Below are 20565 nucleotides of genomic sequence, written 5' to 3'. Positions count from 1 at the left end.
CTTTGAGGACTATTATCCGAATTGTCCGGTTCGCGAGGGGCGCTTCTAGAGGCGTCTTGAGGTGGAACAGGGATGCGGCGCCTGCGGGCGGGAGGGAGACGTTCCCTCACGCACTCGGGAGGCCTTGGGTCACCGTCCGGCCCCACTACGGGGGTCTGCCACTCATGCTGGCTGGACGTGGCATTGGTGAACGGCGGGAAACCGTCGGGATCAGCGGAGTGCGGAGCTCTGCGCCTTTGCCCGGAAGAACGGTCCCGGGGACAGAAATCGCCGCGGTGGCGCGCCGTGAGGCGTTGCGCGGTTGCAGCTTGCCGGCGTTCCGGCGGAGCGGATCGCGACAGAAACCACCCCTTGCGCCTCACGGCGCGCTGCCACCCCTCATCGTTTGAGGGGGACTGCTCACACCTCGGACGCGCAAGCGCCGCGAGAATGCGAGAGCGTGGCTGTTTGATATTTGAATCGGGAGAAGCGACTACACCATCTCGCCGCGCGCATTCGCTGCCGCCGCGCGAATGCCGTCGATATTCGCCTTGTAGCTTTCCACCGTGCCGCCCTTGAACACGGCCGAGCCGGCGACGAAGGCATTGGCACCTGCTGCGGCGAGTTGCCCGGCGACTGCAGCGGACACGCCGCCATCGACTTCGATGTCGATCGGACGGCCCGCGGTCATCGCGCGCAGGTCCGAGATCTTGCCGAGCGCGGACGGAATGAACGCCTGGCCGCCGAAGCCGGGATTGACCGACATCACCAGCACGAGATCGACGAGATCGATCACATATTCGATGGCGGAGATGGGCGTGCCGGGATTGAGCGAGACGCCGGCCTTCTTGCCGAGATTGCGGATCGCCTGCAGCGTGCGATGCAGATGCGGGCCCGCCTCGGCATGAACGGTGATGTGATCGCAGCCGGCCTTGGCGAAGGCTTCGAGATAGGGATCGCATGGTGCGATCATCAGATGCGCGTCGAAGATCTTCTTTGTGTGCGGGCGCATCGCCTTGATGACGTCGGGGCCGTAGGAAATGTTCGGCACGAAATGGCCGTCCATGACGTCGAGATGCATCCAGTCGGCGCCGGCGGTATCCACGGCGCGGACCTCTTCGCCAAGCCTCGCGAAATCAGCCGCCAGGATGGACGGGGCGATCACCAGCGGGCGGGGCGTGAAGCTCTGGGACATCGGGGTTTCCTGAACGTTTTTGGGCGGCGGCGAATGGACCGCCTCGCGTAACATGGGGCCGAGGGACGGGCAACGCGCCAGCCACGGCCGCGCCATCGACGCGCTGCAGCAGGATAGTCCCGGCACATTCTGCCGCAAGGGCACGATTTGCCGGGAAACGCGCGCGGCCCGTGCGACCAAGGCCGTTGTTTTATCGAACTTTTTTCGCTGGCATGGGGCTTGCTCCGTACTCCCCAGGGAATTCACGCCGCACGCTGCGGCATGATCGGGAATTTGACGATGCTGCCAGCCCTTGCTGCTGCCACTACCGCGATCGATGCGCTGCAGGCACTCACCAAGTCGAAGTCGAAGGCCGCGACCACCACGACCGGTGTCACCCAGAAGACCGCCAGCCCGTTCGATGTCGCCAGCACGTCGACGGCGGCGAGCGCCACGTCGTCGACGGCAACCTCCGCCACCAGCAGCACGAACAGTTCCTACAAGCTGGCCCCGGGCACCATGAGCACGCTGCTCGATGCCCAGAGCCAGCCCGCAACGGCAGCCTCTTCGGCGAAACGAGCCGACTCGCTGAAAAGACTGATGGGGATGCTCGACAGCGACGGCAGCGGCGGCATCAGCAAGGCGGAGTTCGAGAAGAAGCTCGGCGCCGGCGGCACCAACACCGCCAATGCCGACAAGGTATTCGCCGAGCTCGACAAGAACGGTGACGGCTCGGTCAATATCGATGAACTGAGCCCGGCGCTGAATGGCGGCAAGGCACATCACGCCGGCGGCGGTATGGGCGGTGGATCTGGTGGTGGCTCTGACACTGCTGGTTCGACCACAACGACCACGGTAAATGCTGATGGCAGCACCACGACGTCTATCGCATATGCGGACGGATCGACGGTGAGTTCGACCACGGCCGTCCCGGCGTCGTCCACGTCATCAACCGCAAGCTCGTCCTATAACGCGATCGAAAAGATGATCGCGCGTCAGGCGCAGCAGATCTCAAACGCGAAGTCGACGCTGGCGATCAGCGCCTGATCTGCGTTCCGATTCCGAACGCGCCAGTTCGCGATAGGCGAACCGATCACGAATACGATGATTGAAGAACGCGCCGCGTGACGCCGCGCTGCTGAAGGCCGCGTGAACTTCCGGCGGCACCTGCGCATAAGCATACCGGCGGCCGCTGGTGAAGGTGATGCGTAGTTCGCGGCTCACCGGATCATAAGTGACATGTCGAATCGCAGTCGACGGCATCGCAATCCTCCGAATGTCTCTTGGGTAGAAACGATTACCGGAGCGATTGGTTGCGGAACGATGACCTAGTTCTGGTCGCGAAACGCCGGAAGCACGCCCGGAAACGGCAGCGCCGTCGCTTCATACACGCCGCGCGCGATGGCGCGGGCGATCACATTGCCCGCGATCATGCCGAGCTCGGTCAAGCCCACCAGCGGATCGATCGGCTTCTCGCCCGTCGCGGCCGCAAACACGATGTCGCCATCGAGCGGCGCATGCACCGGATAGATCGCGCGCGCAAATCCGGTCTGTGCCATCATGGCGAGACGCCGGGCCTGCGCCTTGGTCAGGATCGCATCGGTGACGACGAGGGCGAGGGTCGTGTTCTCGATCGAGGTTGCCGCCGGTCCGCCCTTGATACGCATCGCCAGCACCTCGGGCTTCAACTTGTTCGGCATGCCGTGTCCGCCGAACTCATTGCCGACTTCGAATGGCGCCGCCCAGAAGTGTGGGCCATCGCCGATGGTGACGCTGCCGACCGCATTGACTGCCGCGAGTGCGGCGACGCGTACGCCCGATGGCGTGACGGCGGAGGCCGAGCCGAGGCCGCCCTTGTAGTTGACTGTCGTGGCGCCGAGCCCTGCGCCGACGCTGCCGAGCTTGAAGTCATCGCTGGCTGCTGCCGCGGCGGCATAGCCGAGATCGCGATAGGGCGGAAAGCGGCCCCAGGCCTTGTCGCCGCCATTGAGCAGGTCGAACAGGATCGCGCCCGGCACGATGGGGATGACGGCATTGCCGATCTGATAGCCGCGGTCCTGTTCGGCGAGCCAGGCCTGTACGCCGCCGCCGGCTTCGAGGCCGAAGGCGGAGCCGCCCGCCAGCGCGAGGCCGTGGATGGCGTCTACGGTGTTCACGGGATCGAGCAGGGCGCTTTCGCGCGTGCCCGGCCCGCCGCCGCGTATGTCCACGGAGGCCACGGCTGGCCTGTCGAACAGGATGGCGGTGACGCCGGAGGCCAGTTGGGCGTCGTCCGCGTGACCGACGCGAACGCCGGCGATATCGGTAAGCAGGTTCTTCATGGCGGTTCCCTCTTGGCTCGACCAGACCGCAGCAAGGCTGCCCGGTCAACCGATCACGCGTGATCACAACAGCCGGAAGTGGCGGGCATTTGATCCATCCCGCTTGCATCCCGTCATGTCAGCGGTGCATCTAGCCGCATGATCTCCGATGTCACGATCCCCGCCGCATTGATTGCCGGCATTGTCTCGTTTCTGTCGCCCTGCGTGCTGCCGCTGGTGCCGCCCTATCTCATCTATCTCACGGGCGCGACCATCGAGCACGTCGCCAATGACGAGCAGGAAGCGGCCTCCAGGCGCGCGGTGATGATCTCGGCGGCCGTGTTCGTGCTGGGCTTCTCCACGGTGTTCGTGGCGCTCGGCGCCAGCGCCAGCCTGGTCGGCAGCGTGGTCCGCTCCTATGCGGCGGAGCTGTCAATCGTTGCCGGCATCCTGATCATCCTGATGGGCCTGCATTTCCTCGGCCTCACGCGCATCGGGCTGCTGATGCGCGAGGGACGCCTGAGCATGCCCAGGCCCGTGGGGCTGTGGGGCGCCTATGTGATGGGTCTGGCTTTTGCGTTTGGCTGGACGCCGTGCATCGGTCCGATCCTCGCGGCGATCCTGTCGGTGGCGGCGGCAGAAGCAACGGTGACCAAGGGCGCGGGATTGCTCGCGGTTTATTCCCTCGGCCTCGGCATTCCGTTCCTGATCGCGGCCTTCATGGTGGAGCAATTCTCTAGCATGTTCGCGCGCATGAAGAAGCATCTCGTCCATGTCGAGCGCGCCATGGGCGTGTTGATGGTGATCACCGGCATCGCGTTTCTCACCGGCGCCGTGTCGAATGCCAGCATCTGGCTGCTTGAGACGTTTCCCGCGCTGCAGAATTTCGGCTAGGCACATCAATCGCCGAGCCTGTCGTCGGTCCGTCGCCATCACGGCGTCCTGCGCACCGTACTAGACCAGATCCCCGATCGAACCCAGACAGCGTGCCGAGCTCCGGCGTGTTCATGGCCGGGCCGTCGGCGTCAGCCTTCTGCGTCGCGCATGGGTGCGCGGTGATCGGGAAGCGACGTCTCGTCCGCTTCGGAATGTAATCCATCGTGATGCATCGGACGGCTTCGGCGCCCGGCAGGGCTGACGACGCGACCTTCGACCGAATTGCGTTTCGATCATCCGATGCCCTGCATTTCGGCTTGCAGTCTCAGACGGTCGAGATTAATAGTACGATATAGTCTGATTAATGGCCGGCGGTCATTTTCGGACTTGGGTGATCAGCAATGTGGGGAGACCGGGTCCATGACCCTCGAAAATTCGATGAATAACTGGAAGACGACTTCTGCTTTGGTCCTGGCGGTCGTCCTTGCCGCGGGCGCCGCGCATGCGGCGGATCTGCCGTATCGCAAGGCCGATCCGGTCTATGCGCCGGCGGTGCCGGCGGCCTTTTCGTGGACCGGCTTCTACGCCGGTGCCAGCGTAGGCGGCGGTTTCAGCGGTACTGACGCTTTCAACAGCTATCTGGGAACGAACGGCAGCAAGGCCGATGGCGTCGTTGGCGGCCTTCAGGTCGGCTACAATTATCAGGTCTCGTCGCGGTTTGTGGTCGGCATCGAAAACGACTTCATGGCTTCGGGCCTCAAGACGGGCCGCACTGGCATCAACGAAGTGAGTTTGCCATTCTACGGGACGGGCCGCGGTCGTGCGGGCGTCACGTTCATGGATTCACATCTGCTCGTCTACGGCACCGGCGGCATGGCTTTCGGAGAGGTGAAGGACTCCGGGATCAACAAGATGCGCATCGGCTGGACCGCGGGCGGCGGCGTTGAATGGGCTTTTCGGCAGAACTGGTCGGCCAAGGTCGAATATCTCTACACCGATCTCTACAGGGATCTCAAAAAGGATAACTTGCCGGATCGCACCCAGAAATTCCAAACGATCACCGTCGGCGTGAACTATCATTTCTGACTTGTTCAAGCTGATCCATGGCTGATCGCTGTCAATCTGCATCGAGCCGTGATCTGACCAAGAGCCTGGCTGCGAGGCTGGCTCTTGGTCATTGGCATGTCGTCGTTATCGAGCCCGACGATCTGTTGGTAGCAGATGAAAACTTGCTCGTGCAGCGCTTTCCTGATCGCGCGACAGGGACGAAGCCCGATACGACGTGGCATCATCTCATTTGTGTAATCAGCGCATCTGCTCCCTGGTCGATCCCGGTTTCTGCCGCAGTCAGCGGTCCGACGGTTGCCTTGATGTTGGTCGGCTTCGGATATTGCTTGGTGACGAATGCGCTGAGCAGGCGGGACGTCGCGGCATCGAAGATCTCGACGGCATAGATGACAGAGCCCGTCATCGATCCCTCGCCATCGCGGGCCGCCTGTACGCCGTTGTAGACGAGGCCCCCAACGTCGATCCGCGACAGGGTGCCGAGCACCGGCGTGGTCTTGACGGCGCCGGTCAGCGTCAGCCTCACACGTAGTGTATTTGGCCCCCGCTGATTTGCGAGCGCGAAGCGGCTGCCCAGCTTCTCCGCGAACCGCGCCTGCATGGTGCGTGCGAGGGATGCCTTGTCCTCTTCGGTCATGTCACCGAATTGCTGGTCCGGACCCCGGTAGATCACGATCGGTTCGATGATCACCTTGTTGTAGGAGCGCCAGTCCACGGTGGTGGAGTAACGATACGGAATACGGCCGGACGTATCGGACGGATTCGGTGCCAGTTGGGATGACGAAGCGACATCCGAATAGGGCACTGGCGCTATGCTCGCGCATCCCGCCAAGGCAGCGCAGAACGCGAGGACCGCCAGACGGTCCACCCGCGAGAGTGTGTACATCTCAAACTCCAGTTTAGATGTTTTGGGTCAATGTGATGAAGGCGGTCGCACCGATACGACGTGGTATCGGAAGCTCCGCAGCCGCTATTTGCTGGGTCGTGTCGTGGTTGGCGGCTTCGCCTGGGCCGTCTGCATCCACTCTTTATCGGCCTTGGGGCCGTTCGGATCGCCTGTCATGCCCACCAACTGTCCGGGCACGGCATTTGTGGTTTGAGTCCAGGTCTGCGTGGCGCAGAAAATCGACATCATGCAGCCCTTGACCTTCAGGTCGATCGCCTCACGCCACAGCGAAATCTCGTAGGATTTGCCGTTCTCTGCATTGTAGATCTGGCCTTCAAAGCGCCCCGCCGGGTTGAGCTTCAGGCCCATGATCAATTGGTGACCGAGAACGGGTCGGGATTGCTTCGTCTTGTCCGGATTGTTCAGGTCTTTGAGTGGTTGCCCATTCGCGTCGTTGGGCTCTTTGGCCCAGACGATATAGCCGCAAATCTGCTCCAGCTTCGATCCACAGCGTTCAATGCGTATGCGCGCGCGACCATCTTCTGTGAGCCATGTGCCGCTCGGATCGGCTGGTGCTGCTGCGACGGGGCTGACGAGAGCCATCTGGCATATGGCGAGAGCGGTACGCACGACTATTCGGGAAACCAATGTCATCTGTCCCATATCTGGTCCTCGGATCACGAAAAGCGCTGGAGCCCGTATTTCCGCGAGGGCTGCCGCTCTTTCGTTACCTCTACAAGATTAATCAAACGATACCGTACTATTTATACTCTACCGTGCGCCGTCGCAAGCCTATATGCGGTGAAATCGAATGATCGATTGCGCGGGCCGGGTGGTAAAAGCAGTCGGGAAGCGTGCAGAGAATGCCCGGAGAGAAAGCCAAGATGACTGTTGCCAAGGCCAAGCCGAGCAAAGCCGCGCCGCGAAGCAGCGGGCGGCCGACGAAGGAACAGGCTGGGCGCATTACCGACCACATCGTTGAGGTGGCGAGAGGGCTCTTCCTGGAGTCGAGTTTCGAGGCGATCAGCGTCGATCTGATCGCGGCGACAGCGCGGATCTCGAAGCAGACCTTCTATGCCCGCTTTGCCTCCAAGGAGGCGCTGTATGCGGCGGTGATCCGGAAGGGAACGAATGATCTTCTCAAGCCGGCCGTCACCGACTCCAATCGCGACGGTCCGATCGAAGCGACCTTGGTCAAACTCGGACTGGAGCTTTCAAAGCGTGCACTCGCGCCAGCGGCCATCGCGCTGGAACGGCTGGTGATGGCCGAAGCACATCAATTCCCGGAGCTGGCGTCTGCCTATCACGGGACTGGCCTTCACGTGCGAGAGCAGATCGCCGGCATTTTCACCAACGCCATGCGCGACGGACAGATAAGATCAGGGGATGCCAGTTTCATCGCCGAGCAGTTCGTCTACGCGGTGGCCGATGGCCCTGTGCGAGCCATGGTCCTCAGCGGCAAGATCGTCAAATCGGAGAAGGAGCTGCGCGAGCGTGTCACCGCCGCCGTCAGGCTGTTTCTGGATGGATGTCGCGATCGTCCTGCGCGGCACAGCTAGATCAGTCCGGACTCCGGCCAGCATGGTGTCCAATGCCGGCATCTGGCTGCTGGAGACATTTCCAGTGTTGCAGAATTTTGGGTGAGGCTGTCTTTACCTCGCCCCGCCTGGCAAGCTTCACTTCGCCGGGGCGGGGAGAGGTTAGAAAAGCGCCTCAGGTTCCCTTCGCGTCGATCTGGGTGTAGTTGCCCTTGGCGTCCCACTTGTAGACGACATAGTCGATCGCCTTGATATCGCCCTTGGCGTCGAACGCCATCTTGCCGAGTACGGTGTCCCATTCGCCGGCCTTGATCACATCCATCACCTTCTTGGTATCAGTGGAGCCGGCCTTGGCGACGGCCTGCGACCAGACCTGGAACGCCGCATAGGTGTAGAGTGTGTAGCCTTCGGGATCGATGTTCTTGGCCTTGAACTTCTCGACGATCGCCTTCGCGGTCGGCTTGTTGCGCGGGTCGGGACCGAAGGTGAACAGCGTGCCTTCCGCAGCCGGGCCGGTGATGGAGGCGAATTCCTTGTCGTTCATGGCGTCGCCGGCCATCAATATGGTCTTAAGGCCCTGGTCGCGCATCTGGCGCAGGATCAGACCGGCTTCCTGATGATAGCCGCCGACATAGACCAGGTCGATGTTGTCGCGCTTCAGGCGCGAGACGATCGAGTTGAAGTCCTTGTCGCCCTTGTTGTAGCTCTCGAACATCTTTTCGGTGAAGCCGGCCTTGTTGAGCGCCTTCTTGGTCTCGTCGGCGAGACCCTTGCCGTAAGTGGTCTTGTCGTTGAGGATCGCGACGTTCTTGCCCTTGAAGTTCTTGGCAATGTAGTCGGCGGCGACCAGGCCCTGCTGGTCGTCACGGCCGCAGACGCGCAGCACATTGGCGAGCTTGCGTTCGGTGAACAGTGGGTTGGTCGAAGCCGGCGTGATCTGTAGCACATTGCCATCGGCATAGGCTTCGGAGGCCGGGATCGACGATGACGAGCAGAAGTGGCCGGCGACGAACGGCACCTTGGAGCTTGCGAACTTCTCGGCGATCGAGCGGGCCTGTTTGGGATCGCAGGAATCGTCACCGACCTGCAGCGCCAGCTTCTTGCCGAGCACGCCGCCAGCGGCGTTGAGATCGGCCACAGCCTGGTCGGCGCCGTTCTTCATCTGGCGGCCGAAGGCCGATTCGCCGCCTGTCATCGGGCCGGCGACCGCGACGTTGATGTCCTGTGCAAAAGCTGCGGTTGAGAGCAGCGACGCGGCAAAGGCCAGACCGATCACATTCAATGGTTTCATGGGGATGATCCTCGCAAAGAGTTTTCGGCCACAAGCGCAATCCGGCCGCCCGAACGATAGGATCATTCTCAACTTATTTTGATGCCGAGTCATCGGCAATTTTCGGCCGCAAACAGCCAGCCTGTGAGTCCGGCTGCGGCAGGTCGTCGCAATAGCTTTCGCGGTGCGAGCCCGCTCCGGCGGATCAAAAAAGATGCCGAAGCCGCCCTGGTGTGGCAGTCGCGTCACATTGGCTCAGGCATCGACATCATGACGTGAGGCGAGCCGCACCTCTCCTACGCGCGGAGAAGTGCGGCTCTACAAGGGTTACTGCTTCAGTTCGGCGTAGTCGCCCTTGGCATCCCACTTGTAGACGACGTAGTCGATGGCCTTGATGTCGCCCTTGGCGTCGAAGGCCAGCTTGCCGAGCACGGTGTCCCATTCGCCGGCCTTGATCGTGTCCATCACCTTCTTGGTGTCAGTGGTGCCGGCCTTGGCGACGGCCTGCGACCAGACCTGGAATGCCGCATAGGTGTAGAGCGTGTAGCCCTCGGGATCGATGTTCTTGGCCTTGAAGCGGTCGACGATCGCCTTGGCGGTCGGCTTGTTGCGCGGGTCGGGGCCGAAGGTGAACAGCGTGCCTTCCGCAGCCGGGCCGGTGATCGAGGCGAACTCCTTGTCGTTGATGGCGTCGCCCGCCATCAGCACCGTCTTGAGGCCCTGGTCGCGCATCTGGCGCACGATGAGGCCGGCTTCCTGGTGATAGCCGCCCACGTAAACCAGATCGATATTGTCGCGCTTCAGGCGCGAGACGATAGCATTAAAATCCTTGTCGCCCTTGTTGTAGCTCTCGAACATCTTCTCGGTGACGCCGGCCTTGTTCAGCGCCTTCCTGGTCTCGTCGGCGAGGCCTTTTCCATAGGTCGTCTTGTCGTTCAGGATCGCGATATTCTTGCCCTTGTAGGTCTTGGCAATGTACTCGCCGGCGACAAAACCCTGCTGATCGTCGCGGCCGCAGACGCGCAGCACATTGGCGAGCTTGCGTTCGGTGAACAGCGGATTGGTCGAGCCCGGCGAGATCTGCAGCACATTGCCGTCGGCATAGGCCTCCGATGCCGGGATCGACGACGACGAACAATAGTGACCGGCGACGAACGGAATGCGCGCGCTGGCGAATTTCTCGGCAATCGAGCGGGCCTGCTTGGGATCGCAGGCATCATCGCCGACCTGTAGCGCCAGCTTCTTGTTCAGCAGACCGCCAGCGGCGTTGATATCGGCGACGGCGAGTTCGGCGCCATTCTTGAACTGGCGGCCGAAGGCGGATTCGCTGCCGGTCATCGATGATGCGACGGCGACAGGAATATCCTGCGCCAGTGCAACGGACGCCAGCGCAATCGAAGCACCCGCCGTCAGGCCGATGAGTTTGATGAATTTCATAGGAAGTCCCCGTGTTCCGTTCGAATGCAGACAAACGCGACGCCGTGACGGAATCGCGATTGGCGCATCATTCTACCTTCAGAATAGTGTCGATTGTTTGCATCGCGCTGCGCGTCATTTGATGAAGGATATCGATCCGTCAGCCGTGCCGGCCGCCTTCGAGATAGGCGGAACGGATCTCCGGGGCCTTCAGCAATTCGGCGCCGGTGCCCGAGAGGGTGATCAATCCATTGACCATGACATAGCCGCGATGGGCCAGACGCAGCGCGTGATTGGCGTTTTGCTCGACAATCAGCACCGTCAATCCGTCCTGCTTGTTGAGCACGCGGATTGCATCGAAAATCTGCTTGGCGATCAGCGGTGCCAGACCCAGCGAGGGTTCGTCGAGCAGCAGCAGGCGCGGACGGCTCATCAGCGCGCGGCCGATGGCCAGCATCTGCTGTTCGCCGCCGGACAGCGTGCCGCCGCGCTGGGTCATGCGCTCCTTGAGGCGCGGAAATAGCGCCAACACCTTGTCGAGGCTTTCAGCGCGTTCGGCCGGCGTGCTCTCATTGACGTCGGCGCCCATCTGCAGATTTTCCGCCACGCTCATACGCGGGAAAATCCGGCGGCCTTCGGGTGATTGCGCGATGCGCATGCGCGCGATCTCGTGGGTCGGTAGATCGGTGATATCAATGCCGTCATAGATGATTGCGCCAGCGCGCGCCCGCGGCTTGCCGAAGATCGTCATCATCAGTGTCGACTTGCCGGCGCCATTGGCACCGATCAGTGCGACGATCTCGCCGCGCTTGATGTCGAGATCGACGCCTTTCAGCGCTTCGATCTTGCCATAGGATGCGTGCAGGCCAGTGACGGCGAGCATGGGCGCGGCGCTCACGTCTCGCCCTCCATCACTGCGATAGCTTCTTCCTCGTCGGCACCGAGATAGGCGGCGATGACTTTGGGATTGTCGCGGATCTGCTGCGGCGTTCCGTCGGCGATCTTCACACCGTAATCGAGCACGTTGATATGGTCGGAGATTTGCATCACGACGGACATGTCATGCTCGATGAGCAGGATCGAGGTGCCGTGCTCGGCGCGGATCTTCAGCAGCAACTCGTTGAGCGCGGCGCTTTCGCGGGCATTGAGGCCGGCGGCGGGTTCGTCGAGGCAGAGCAGTGCAGGTTCGGTACACATCGCACGCGCGATTTCAAGGCGGCGCTGATCCCCATAAGGCAGGTTGCCGGCGGCATCGTCAGCGCGCTCCAGCAGGCCGATCTGATCGAGCCAGTAGCGCGCTAGGTCGATCGCAGCCTTCTCGGCGGCGCGATAGCTGGGCACGCCGAACAGGCCGAGAAGAGTGAAGCCAGAAGCGCGCATTAGCGTGTTGTGCTGCGCCACCATCAGGTTTTCCAGCGCGGTCATGCCGGGAAACAGCCGGATATTCTGGAAGGTGCGCGCGACCTTGGCGATCTTCGAGATGCGGAAGTCGTTCAGCCGCTCCAGCCGCCATTCACCGTCGCTGTGGCGCAGCTTGATGGTGCCGGATGTCGGCTTGTAGAAGCCGGTGATGCAATTGAAGACGGTGGTCTTGCCGGCACCGTTGGGGCCGATCAGCGCTGTGATCTTGCCACGCTCGGCGGTGAAGGAGAGATCGTTGACGGCGACGATGCCACCGAAGCGCATCGTCAGATTTTCAACGCTGAGAATGTCGTTGATGTTCATCCGTGCCCCTCTTTGACGAGGTCGGACGAGATCACCGTGTTGCGTTCGAGAAAGACGGTTGGCGCGCGGTGGCCGATCAGGCCGCGCGGGCGCCAGATCATTAGCAGCACCATGGCGCCGCCGAACACCAGCATGCGGAATTGCTCAAGGCCTCTGAACAGTTCGAAGCCGCCGATCATCGCGAGCGCTGCGAGGGCCACGCCGAGTTGTGAGCCCATGCCGCCGAGCACGACGATGGCCAGCACCAGTGCGGATTCGTGGAAGGTGAAGGATTCCGGGCTGATGAAACCCTGACGGGTCGCAAAGAACGCGCCGGCGAAGCCGCCGAACATGGCGCCGGTGGCGAAGGCGGTGAGCTTCGTCGTCGTCGTATTGATGCCGAGCGCGCGGCAGGCGACTTCGTCTTCGCGCAGCGCCTCCCAGGCCCGGCCAATGGGTAGGCGGCGCAGGCGGATGGTGACCCAGTTGGTGAGCAGTGCGAGCGCGAGGATCAGATAGAACAGGAAGACGATGCGGTGGGTCGGCGAGAACTCGATGCCAAGGCGGTCAGCGAGGCCGCCATCGCCCGGCGTCAGCGGAATGCCGAACATGGTTGGACGCGGAATGCCGGAGATGCCGTTGGGACCACCGGTGAGAGTCTGCCAGTTGATGATGACGAGGCGGATGATCTCGCCAAAGGCCAGTGTAACGATGGCGAGGTAGTCGCCGCGCAGCCGCAGGACTGGAAAGCCGAGCAGCACACCGAAGAACGCCGCGAGGATACCGGCGAGTGGCAGGCAGATCCAGAACGACAGGCCGAAATTGGTGGCCAGCAGCGCGTAGGAATAGGCGCCGACGGCATAGAAGGCGACATAGCCGAGATCGAGAAGACCGGCGAGGCCGACAACCACATTGAGGCCCCAGCCGAGCATCACGTAAGTCAGCACGAGAATGCCGAGATCGAGGATGTAGCGCTCGTCGTAGAAGATCACCGGGACGAGGAAGGTGAAGATCAACAGCGCCGGCACCAGTGCACGGCCGGCGAAGGAGAATGCCTTGGCCGCCGATGGCGGCACGACACGCACGGTGTCCACCGGTCCCCACCAGTGTCGCAGCAACTCCATCACGATACTGCCGCCGAACACCACGGCGACCATGGCAGCGAGATCGCCGAAGCGGGTCCACCAGGTCAGTTGTCCGTCGGAGCCGGCCTCGGTGCGGATGCCGATCATCAGCGAGAACAGCACCAGCGCGACCAGTGCGGAGATCACGGCCTTCTTCAGGATGAATGCGGCGTCCGGCCCGCGGGCAGTCTTAGCTTGTGATGCGTTTGCTGCCACTTGGATCCCGTCAGACTTTTTCGACTTCGGGACGGCCGAGCAGGCCGGTCGGCAGGAAGATCAGCACCACGATCAGAATCGAAAAGGCGGCGACATCTTTGTATTCGGTGGAGAAGTAGGCGGCCCACAATGTCTCGATCAGGCCGATCAGCAAGCCGCCGAGCATCGCGCCAGGTAGCGAGCCGATGCCGCCGAGCACGGCGGCCGTGAAGGCCTTGATGCCGGCGACGAAGCCCATGAAGAAATCCACGAGGCCGTAATAGAGCAGGTACATCATGCCCGCGACCGCAGCCAAGGCTGCGCCGATCACGAAGGTCATGGAGATGGTGCGGTCCACATCGACGCCGAGCAGCGAGGCCATGGTCTGGTCCTGCTCGCAGGCGCGCATGTCGCGGCCGAGGCGCGTGCGCGCGACCAGCCAGGTGAACAGCGCCAGCAGCACGATGGTGGTGATGACGACGATGATCTGGATGTTGGACAAGCGTACGGCGAAACCGTCGGCGCCTTCATGCAGTGTGTAGCCGCCGGTGATGATCGGTGGCACCGGCTTGACGCGGGCGCCCTGTGCGACCTGCGAGAAATTGGTCAGCACAAAAGACATGCCGATCGCTGACAGCATCGGCGCTAGGCGGAAGGAATGGCGCAGGGGACGGTAGGCGATGCGCTCGATGGTCCAGCCATAGAGCGAGGTGATCGCCATCGAGACCAGGAGCACCAGCAGCAGGATCACCGGCACCGCGGTAAGGCCGATCGACACCAGGATGAGAAAAGTGATCAGCGCGATGAAGCCGCCGATCATGAAGATATCGCCATGGGCGAAATTGATCATGCCGACGATGCCGTAGACCATCGTGTAGCCGATCGCGATCAGGCCATAGATGGAGCCGAGCACGAGACCGTTGATCAGTTGCTGGGCGAAATAATCCATGCGCTGCCGAATTCGAGTGAGGCGCCACCATGATCCGGCAGCCGGATCATTGCGTCGTTGTATCGTTTTCTAACAGCGGCCATTGGAGGCGGCAACAGGGGCTGGTGCGGCTAAAGTAGCCTGTACATGCTGTTTTTCGCGGCGATTGGCGTCCGTTCGCTTGCGCCGCAGCGCACACAAATCCGCGCCTTATTTGCGGCTGTTCCGGTGTCACAGTTGCGCCGCGCAACGGCCTTGCAATCATCACGCGGGAACCGAAACGAAGATCGGGGCTGCACGTTGTCGGGCGTTGAATGGTTCAACACAGGAGATTGAAGAATGTCCAATCAGAACCAGCAAAAGCCCGGTCAGCAGAAGCCAGGCCAGCAGAGCCAGAACCCCGGGCAGCAGGGCCAGAAGCCCGGTCAGCAGCAGGGCGGTGGAATGAAGCCCGACCATGAGCAGGACCCGGGCCGGCAGGGCCAGAGATAGGCCGTCAGGCAGCCATCAATCGAGATTTGGGGCGTTCTCAGCGACCCATGTGGAAGGCCCCGCCGAAAGGTGGGGCTTTTCGTTTGGCAAGTCCTGATCGTATTCTCCCGCCGTTTATCCCGGCAATTTTCGAATTAAGGTTACCAATTGGTTTACATTGTCCGTCTGATTGAACGGGCGTTACGTCGGCGCAGGCGTGCGACTCCTGCGAGTCGCCGGCAGAGCGATGGACGACGTGATGGATCAGAGCAGCGCAGACCAGACCGGAGCCCATCAGGGTGGAACTCTCCAGGCTGCTGGCACGTTTCAGACCGGTACGTTTCAGACTTGGCGGATCAGCACGTTCACGGGCGCGCTGATCGCCTGCTATTTCATCCCGACCTGGACCATCTTCGCGTTCCGCATCATGGTCTCGCCGATCCAGGGCTTCTATGAGCGGCCCAATATTTCGCTGGCGCTGTTTCTCAGCGACTACATGCAATTTTCCAGCATGGGCACGGTGCGCTATGCGTGGCTGCTCGCCGTCGGCAAGCTGACGGTGGTTGCTTTCTTCATGGTATTCCTGGTGTTCATCACACGGCCGAAAATCCGCAAGACGGGCGGCTGCGATGAGGCGTTGATGATGGCGCTCGGTATCGGCGGCGTGATCTCGTTCGCCAGTATGATCATGGCATCGAAAGTCGGCGAGATCGCCGCAATGCGCCTGCACATCACAGAATTGCTGCTGCTGCTGGGCACCGCGGTGCTGATGGCGATCGAGCCGCCGCTACGCCGCGCGGCGGCGCAGGAGCTTGATCCCGGGCAGCCGGGCAAGGCAGCCAACGACGCACAGCTTCTGCAAAAAGTCGCCTAACTAGAAGGTCGCCTAAATGGCGAGTCCGAGTTCTTTAATGATCGCGCCGGCTTCCTTGGTCGCGTGATTGGCCGCCGGGACGCCGCAATAGATCGCCTGCTGCAACAGGATTTCCTTGATGTCGTCAGGTGTGAAGCCGCCTTCGGTGAGGGCGGCGCGCACATGCATGCGAAATTCGTCCCACTGGCCGAGCGCCAGCATGGTGCCGATCACCAAGACGCGGCGCGTGCGATCATCGAAATGCGGCCGCGTCCAGATCTCGCCCCAGGCGTAGCGGCTGATCAGATCGAGAAAATCCGCATTGAATGCGTTCTTGCCGGCGGCCGATTTGTCGACCCAGGCATTGCCGAGAACCTTACGGCGTTTTGCAGTGCCTTCAGCGGCGCGCTGTTGCTCGTCCATCTTAGGTCTCCGTTCAGCGCTGCGTCAGGAAGCCAACGACGGCGTCAGTGAAAGCGTAGGGCTGTTCGACGTTCGAGATGTGTGCGGCATCCAGGAGCGTCATGCTGGCGCCGGGGATGTTGCTGCGGATCAGTTCACCAGCCGCAACCGGTGTTGCGTTGTCCTGACGGCCGGCGATCACCAGCGTTGGGCTTTTGATCTTGGGCAGCAGCGCGCGCTGATCGAGCGTGCTCAGTGCCTCGCAGGCGGCGAGATAACCTTCGACCGGCGAGGCGATCAGCATCGCCTTCATCTTCGCGGTGGTCTCTGGCTCGCGCTCGCGGAAGTCGGCGGTGAGCCAGCCGCCGATGACGGCATCGGCCACCGCTTTGAGGCCACCCTCGCGCACCGCCTTGATGCGGTTATGCCAGTTGGTCGGATCCGGATAGTAGCAGCTGGTATTGGCCAGGATGATCTTGTTGAAACGCTCAGGCGCGTTGGCGCCTAACCACTGGCCGACCATGCCGCCCATCGATAACCCGCACCAGTGCACCTTATCGATGTTGAGGTCGTCGAGGATCGCCAGCACATCCTTGCCGTAGCGTTCCATCGAGGTCGGGCCGTTCATGCCGGACTTGCCGTGGCCGCGGCGATCGTAGCGGATCACGCGAAACAGCTTTGTCAGCGCCGGCATCTGCGGCTCCCACATCGCCATGGTGCAGCCAAGCGAGTTCGACATCATCAGCGTCGGCCCGCTGTCGCGGCCCTCCACGGAGACATTCAGCAGGCAGCCGTCGGCGTCGATCATGGGCATGGTGTGTCTCCCGCGTTTCTTTATTACTTGAGTGAGGCGAGCATGCGGTCGATCAGGGCCTGCGAGACACCCTGATAGTCCATCGGCTCGAACAATTTGGCGATGGCGGCGGCGTTGAGCTGCGCGCTGACCTTGGGATCAGCCGTGAGCACATCGCGCAGATGTTTCTTCTCGGCAACGGCGCGCTTGGTGGCGGCTTCGACCAGATGATGGGCGTCGCTCTTGCCGAGCTTTTCGGCGAGCGCGAAGGTCACGGCTTCCGCCATAATGAGGCCGTGGGTGGTGTCGAGGTTGCTGCGCATCCGCTCGGCATCGACCTCGAGCCCTTCGGCCATATCGACGATGGCGGCAAGGGCGCCCGATGTCACCAGCAGCAGCGTCGGCAGCGTCGGCCATTCGGCGTGCCACGGTCCGGCACTGCGCTCGTGATCCTGGATCTGCGCGGCAAAGATCGTTGCAGCCAGATTCGGAGCCATGGTCGCGGCGCCAAGCGCGGAGGCCGATGCCACCGGGTTGCGCTTGTGCGGCATGGTGGAGGAGCCGCCGCGGCCTTCACCCGACGGTTCAAACGCTTCGCCGACATCCGTCTGCATCATCAGCGAGACGTCACGGGCGATCTTGCCGCAACTGCCGGACAGGATCGCCATCACTGAAGCCGCTTCGGCGATACGGTCGCGATGGGTGTGCCATGGCGCATCGGGCAGCGGCAACTGCAATTCCTTGGCGAGCTGCTCTGCAACGACGAGGCCCTTGTCGCCGAGCGCAGCCAGCGTGCCGGCAGCGCCGCCGAATTGCAGTGCGAGGCCTTCGGCGCGCAATCGTTTCAGCCGCAGGCGCGAGCGGTGCAGTGCCGAGGCATATTCGGCGAGCTTCAGCCCGAATGGCATCGGCAGCGCGTGCTGCAACCAGGTCCGGGCGACGACAGCGGTGTTGCGGTGCTTGACCGCAAGGGCTGCAAAGCCGGCGATGGCGCGGTCGCAATCCGCGAGCAGAGCGTCGATGGCGGCGCGCAGGCCGAGCATGGTTGCGCTGTCGATGACGTCCTGACTGGTGGCGCCCCAATGCACGTAGCGCGCGGCCTCGGCATCGGCTTTCACCACTTTGGCGGTGAGCGTCTTGACCAGCGGGATGGCGAGATTGCCGGAACGCGTGGCTGCATCGGCGAGTGCAGCGAGATCGAACTGGTCTGCTTTGCAGGCGGCCTCGATGGCCGCCACCGCGCTGGCGGGAATCACCCCGACTGCGGCCTCGGCCCGCGCCAGTGCGGCTTCGAAGTCCAGCATATGCTGCAAATGGGCGGTATCATCGCAAACCGCACGCATCGCGGGGCTCGACAACAAGGGTGCCAGCAAAGGGGACAGGGATGTGCTCATCTGTGCGGGACCCTAACCATTCCGGGCAGAGTCTGCCAATCCCCCGCAATCTTCTTGCCGCCGTCGCCTGTTGCACTGCGAATAGGCATCGCCCCATCTCGCCAGGCGGTCTTTCCTTTGCGCCGTCCGTGCATTACTTGGGATTGAGGGTTCAATCCCTTGGGGATGACAGCCTCAATTCCGGACGGCGACAAATTCAGGAGACAGACCCATGGCCATGACGATGAGCGGTGAAGTCCAGCTTGCCGCGCCCCGCGAAGTGGTATGGGGAAAGCTCAACGACCCCGCAGTGCTGAAGGCCTGCATCCCGGGCTGCGAAGAGCTCGAGACCACAGAGGAGGGCGGCTTCCGCGCCACGGCGAAGATCAAGGTCGGCCCGGTCTCCGCGCGCTTCAAGGGCAAGGTCACGCTGAGCGATCTCGATCCGCCCAACGGCTACAAGATCACCGGTGAAGGCGAGGGCGGCGTTGCCGGCTTTGCCAAGGGCGGCGCTGTCGTCGGCCTGACCGACAAGGACGGCGGCACACTCCTGACCTACAATGTGGAAGCCCAGATCGGCGGCAAGCTGGCCCAGCTCGGTCAGCGCCTGATCAACGGTTCAGCCAAGAAGATCGCCGACGAGTTCTTCGCGAACTTCGCCAAAGCCGTTCAAGGCTAAGGTTCGGAGCGTCTGATAGCGGCGATCAAGTGTGCTTGATACCGCAGAAAAACACACCAGAGACCGTCCCGACTTGAGGTTGCTCATTGCCGGGATGGGCCATATTATGCATTTGGAATGATTTTAATGACCGTGTCGCCACGCAATGGGACGCGGACCAAGAGAGTGCATATGGCCAAAATCTCGATGATCGTGAACGGCAATCCCGTCACCGGCAATATCGATCCGCGCACATTGCTGGTGCAGTTTCTGCGTGAAAATCTGCGGCTCACCGGCACCCATGTGGGTTGCGACACGTCGCAATGCGGCGCCTGCGTTGTGCATCTCGACGGCAAGGCCGTGAAGTCCTGCACCACGCTCGCTGTCATGGCCGACGGTCACGAGGTGAAGACCATCGAAGGCCTCGCCGCCGACGGTGCGCCGCTGCATCCGATGCAGGAAGCGTTTCGCGAGCATCACGGTCTGCAGTGCGGCTTTTGCACCCCGGGCATGATCATGACCGCGGTCGACCTCGTGCATCGCAAGGGGCATGATCTCAGCGATCACCTGATCCGCGAAGAACTCGAAGGCAATCTCTGTCGCTGCACCGGTTATCAGAACATCGTGGCGTCGATCGCAGCCGGCGCCAAGGCGATGGCGAAGTCCGATCTCGCATAACGACGCACAACGATAATCGCGCACCGCGAATTAGGGATCCCCACCCATGTACGAATTCAAATATCATCGTCCGTCGACCGTGCGGCAGGCCGCCAATCTCCTCATCAAGAACGAAGACGCCAAGCTGATTGCCGGCGGTCATACGCTGGTGCCGGTCATGAAGCAGCGTTTGGCGGCGCCGCCGCATATCATCGATCTCTCGCATATCGAGGGTGTCGACGGCATCGAGATGAAGGGCCGCTCGCTGGTGATCGGCGCGCTCGCCAAGCATGCCGCCGTCGCGGCATCGCCGATCGTTGGTGAAGCCATCCCGGCGCTGGCCGAACTCGCCGGCCTGATCGGCGATCCCGCTGTGCGCCACAAGGGCACCATAGGTGGTTCGCTCGCCAACAACGATCCCACCGCCGACTATCCAGCGGCTGTGATGGCGCTTGGCGCCACCATCACCACCAACAAGCGCAAGCTGAAGCCGGAAGAGTTCTTCCAGGGCTTGTTCACGACCGCGCTGGAGGCCGACGAGATCATTACCAAGGTCTCCTTCCCCGTGCCGAAGAAGGCCGCCTATATCAAGTTCCGCAACCAGGCCTCGCGCTACGCGCTGGTGGGGGTGTTCGTGGCGCGTCTGCCCTCGGGCGTGCGGGTCACGGTCACCGGTGCAGGCTCGGATGGCGTGTTCCGCGTCGAGGAGTTCGAGGCTGCGTTGCAGAAGCGGTTCTCGCCAAAGGCGCTCGACGGGCTTACGGTGCCGGCCGAAGGCCTCAACAGCGATCTCCATGGCAGCGCTGAATATCGGGCGCATCTGATCGGCGTGCTGGCCAAGCGTGCGGTCGAAGCTGCCAACAACCGGGCCTGATATTTGTCAGGTCCGCACTTTTCCGGATT

23 protein-coding genes are annotated in these 20565 nt (G+C 62.3%); 9 read left to right on the top strand and 14 right to left on the bottom strand.

Translation table 11 applies throughout. From position 1 onward, the window contains the following. Positions 1–472: 472 nt before the first annotated feature. Complete coding sequence (gene rpe, locus AB7783_RS13180; RefSeq protein ID WP_441277870.1) at positions 473–1174, bottom strand: ribulose-phosphate 3-epimerase; 702 nt, start codon at positions 1172–1174, stop codon at positions 473–475. 279 nt (positions 1175–1453) lie between these two features. Here rpe and AB7783_RS13175 point away from each other — a divergent pair, with 279 nt between their 5' ends. Then, positions 1454–2200: an EF-hand domain-containing protein gene (locus tag AB7783_RS13175; RefSeq protein ID WP_441277869.1), complete on the top strand. Its 747-nt coding sequence runs from the start codon at positions 1454–1456 to the stop codon at positions 2198–2200. Here AB7783_RS13175 and AB7783_RS13170 read toward each other — a convergent pair. Then, entirely contained in the window at positions 2165–2416 is a 252-nt protein-coding gene (locus AB7783_RS13170; protein WP_441277868.1) for a KTSC domain-containing protein, read from the bottom strand. The two genes, AB7783_RS13175 and AB7783_RS13170, sit on opposite strands and share 36 nt — an antisense overlap. 65 nt (positions 2417–2481) lie before the next feature. After that, entirely contained in the window at positions 2482–3474 is a 993-nt protein-coding gene (locus AB7783_RS13165; protein WP_441277867.1) for a P1 family peptidase, read from the bottom strand. A gap of 138 nt (positions 3475–3612) precedes the next feature. Here AB7783_RS13165 and AB7783_RS13160 point away from each other — a divergent pair, with 138 nt between their 5' ends. Beyond that, a complete protein-coding gene (locus AB7783_RS13160; RefSeq protein ID WP_231080061.1) occupies positions 3613–4347 on the top strand; it encodes a cytochrome c biogenesis CcdA family protein in 735 nt (244 codons plus the stop codon). A 402-nt stretch (positions 4348–4749) separates the two neighbouring features. Then, positions 4750–5415 (top strand): outer membrane protein, encoded by a 666-nt coding sequence (locus tag AB7783_RS13155; RefSeq protein WP_441277866.1) that lies wholly within the window; start codon positions 4750–4752, stop codon positions 5413–5415. Positions 5416–5617: 202 nt separating this feature from the next. On the opposite strand, the gene AB7783_RS13150 is transcribed toward AB7783_RS13155, so the two are convergent. Together AB7783_RS13150 and AB7783_RS13145 are read right to left on the bottom strand one after the other, a co-directional pair. Further along, the gene (locus tag AB7783_RS13150) at positions 5618–6280 is read right to left on the bottom strand and encodes a DUF3313 domain-containing protein (protein ID WP_441277865.1); all 663 of its coding nucleotides are present in this window, start codon (positions 6278–6280) and stop codon (positions 5618–5620) included. A gap of 84 nt (positions 6281–6364) precedes the next feature. After that, entirely contained in the window at positions 6365–6943 is a 579-nt protein-coding gene (locus AB7783_RS13145) for a DUF2147 domain-containing protein (RefSeq protein WP_441277864.1), read from the bottom strand. Positions 6944–7164: 221 nt separating this feature from the next. Here AB7783_RS13145 and AB7783_RS13140 point away from each other — a divergent pair, with 221 nt between their 5' ends. Continuing rightward, positions 7165–7839 carry a TetR/AcrR family transcriptional regulator gene (locus tag AB7783_RS13140; protein ID WP_068736006.1) on the top strand — a complete coding sequence of 225 codons (675 nt, stop codon included), beginning with the start codon at positions 7165–7167 and terminating at the stop codon, positions 7837–7839. A gap of 154 nt (positions 7840–7993) precedes the next feature. On the opposite strand, the gene AB7783_RS13135 is transcribed toward AB7783_RS13140, so the two are convergent. From AB7783_RS13135 to AB7783_RS13110, 6 genes are all read right to left on the bottom strand, one after another. Further along, on the bottom strand, positions 7994–9109 hold the full coding sequence (locus tag AB7783_RS13135) for a branched-chain amino acid ABC transporter substrate-binding protein (protein ID WP_093756457.1): 1116 nt from the start codon (positions 9107–9109) through the stop codon (positions 7994–7996). Positions 9110–9415: 306 nt separating this feature from the next. Then, positions 9416–10525, bottom strand: coding sequence for a branched-chain amino acid ABC transporter substrate-binding protein (locus tag AB7783_RS13130; RefSeq protein ID WP_439088391.1), 1110 nt, complete (start codon positions 10523–10525; stop codon positions 9416–9418). A 139-nt stretch (positions 10526–10664) separates the two neighbouring features. Continuing rightward, a complete protein-coding gene (locus AB7783_RS13125) occupies positions 10665–11387 on the bottom strand; it encodes an ABC transporter ATP-binding protein (RefSeq protein WP_175365835.1) in 723 nt (240 codons plus the stop codon). Positions 11388–11398: 11 nt separating this feature from the next. Beyond that, positions 11399–12229 (bottom strand): ABC transporter ATP-binding protein, encoded by an 831-nt coding sequence (locus AB7783_RS13120; RefSeq protein WP_089264997.1) that lies wholly within the window; start codon positions 12227–12229, stop codon positions 11399–11401. Next, complete coding sequence (gene livM, locus AB7783_RS13115; RefSeq protein WP_120292726.1) at positions 12226–13548, bottom strand: high-affinity branched-chain amino acid ABC transporter permease LivM; 1323 nt, start codon at positions 13546–13548, stop codon at positions 12226–12228. The genes AB7783_RS13120 and livM overlap by 4 nt, the downstream gene beginning before the upstream one ends. A 10-nt stretch (positions 13549–13558) precedes the next feature. Continuing rightward, positions 13559–14476: an ABC transporter permease subunit gene (locus AB7783_RS13110; protein ID WP_089264995.1), complete on the bottom strand. Its 918-nt coding sequence runs from the start codon at positions 14474–14476 to the stop codon at positions 13559–13561. Between the two features lie 318 nt (positions 14477–14794). Here AB7783_RS13110 and AB7783_RS13105 point away from each other — a divergent pair, with 318 nt between their 5' ends. Both AB7783_RS13105 and AB7783_RS13100 read left to right on the top strand, forming a co-directional pair. Further along, the gene (locus AB7783_RS13105; protein WP_170849538.1) at positions 14795–14947 is read left to right on the top strand and encodes a hypothetical protein; all 153 of its coding nucleotides are present in this window, start codon (positions 14795–14797) and stop codon (positions 14945–14947) included. 238 nt (positions 14948–15185) lie between these two features. Continuing rightward, entirely contained in the window at positions 15186–15800 is a 615-nt protein-coding gene (locus tag AB7783_RS13100) for a hypothetical protein (protein ID WP_441277863.1), read from the top strand. A 12-nt stretch (positions 15801–15812) separates the two neighbouring features. Here AB7783_RS13100 and AB7783_RS13095 read toward each other — a convergent pair whose 3' ends face one another. From AB7783_RS13095 to AB7783_RS13085, 3 genes are read right to left on the bottom strand one after another with little or no spacing between them, the layout of a single operon-like run. Beyond that, positions 15813–16202 carry a carboxymuconolactone decarboxylase family protein gene (locus tag AB7783_RS13095; protein WP_120292724.1) on the bottom strand — a complete coding sequence of 130 codons (390 nt, stop codon included), beginning with the start codon at positions 16200–16202 and terminating at the stop codon, positions 15813–15815. Positions 16203–16215: 13 nt separating this feature from the next. Beyond that, positions 16216–16995, bottom strand: a complete 780-nt coding sequence (gene pcaD, locus AB7783_RS13090) for a 3-oxoadipate enol-lactonase (protein ID WP_231080065.1) — start codon at positions 16993–16995, stop codon at positions 16216–16218. A 23-nt stretch (positions 16996–17018) separates the two neighbouring features. Next, positions 17019–18368, bottom strand: coding sequence for a 3-carboxy-cis,cis-muconate cycloisomerase (locus AB7783_RS13085; RefSeq protein ID WP_441277862.1), 1350 nt, complete (start codon positions 18366–18368; stop codon positions 17019–17021). Positions 18369–18579: 211 nt separating this feature from the next. Between AB7783_RS13085 and AB7783_RS13080 the strand changes: the two genes are divergently transcribed. The 3 genes from AB7783_RS13080 (at position 18580) to AB7783_RS13070 (ending at position 20536) form a co-directional block, all read left to right on the top strand. After that, positions 18580–19026, top strand: a complete 447-nt coding sequence (locus AB7783_RS13080; protein ID WP_089264991.1) for an SRPBCC family protein — start codon at positions 18580–18582, stop codon at positions 19024–19026. A 171-nt stretch (positions 19027–19197) separates the two neighbouring features. Then, positions 19198–19683: a (2Fe-2S)-binding protein gene (locus AB7783_RS13075; protein WP_089264990.1), complete on the top strand. Its 486-nt coding sequence runs from the start codon at positions 19198–19200 to the stop codon at positions 19681–19683. Between the two features lie 46 nt (positions 19684–19729). After that, positions 19730–20536, top strand: a complete 807-nt coding sequence (locus tag AB7783_RS13070; RefSeq protein WP_089264989.1) for an FAD binding domain-containing protein — start codon at positions 19730–19732, stop codon at positions 20534–20536. Positions 20537–20565 lie beyond the last annotated feature (29 nt).

The sequence above is a fragment of the Tardiphaga sp. 172_B4_N1_3 genome, assembly GCF_052076035.1.
Lineage (GTDB): Bacteria > Pseudomonadota > Alphaproteobacteria > Rhizobiales > Xanthobacteraceae > Tardiphaga > Tardiphaga robiniae.
Note: the sequence above shows the minus strand (reverse complement) of the source record. Positions and strands in the feature narration are given on the sequence as shown.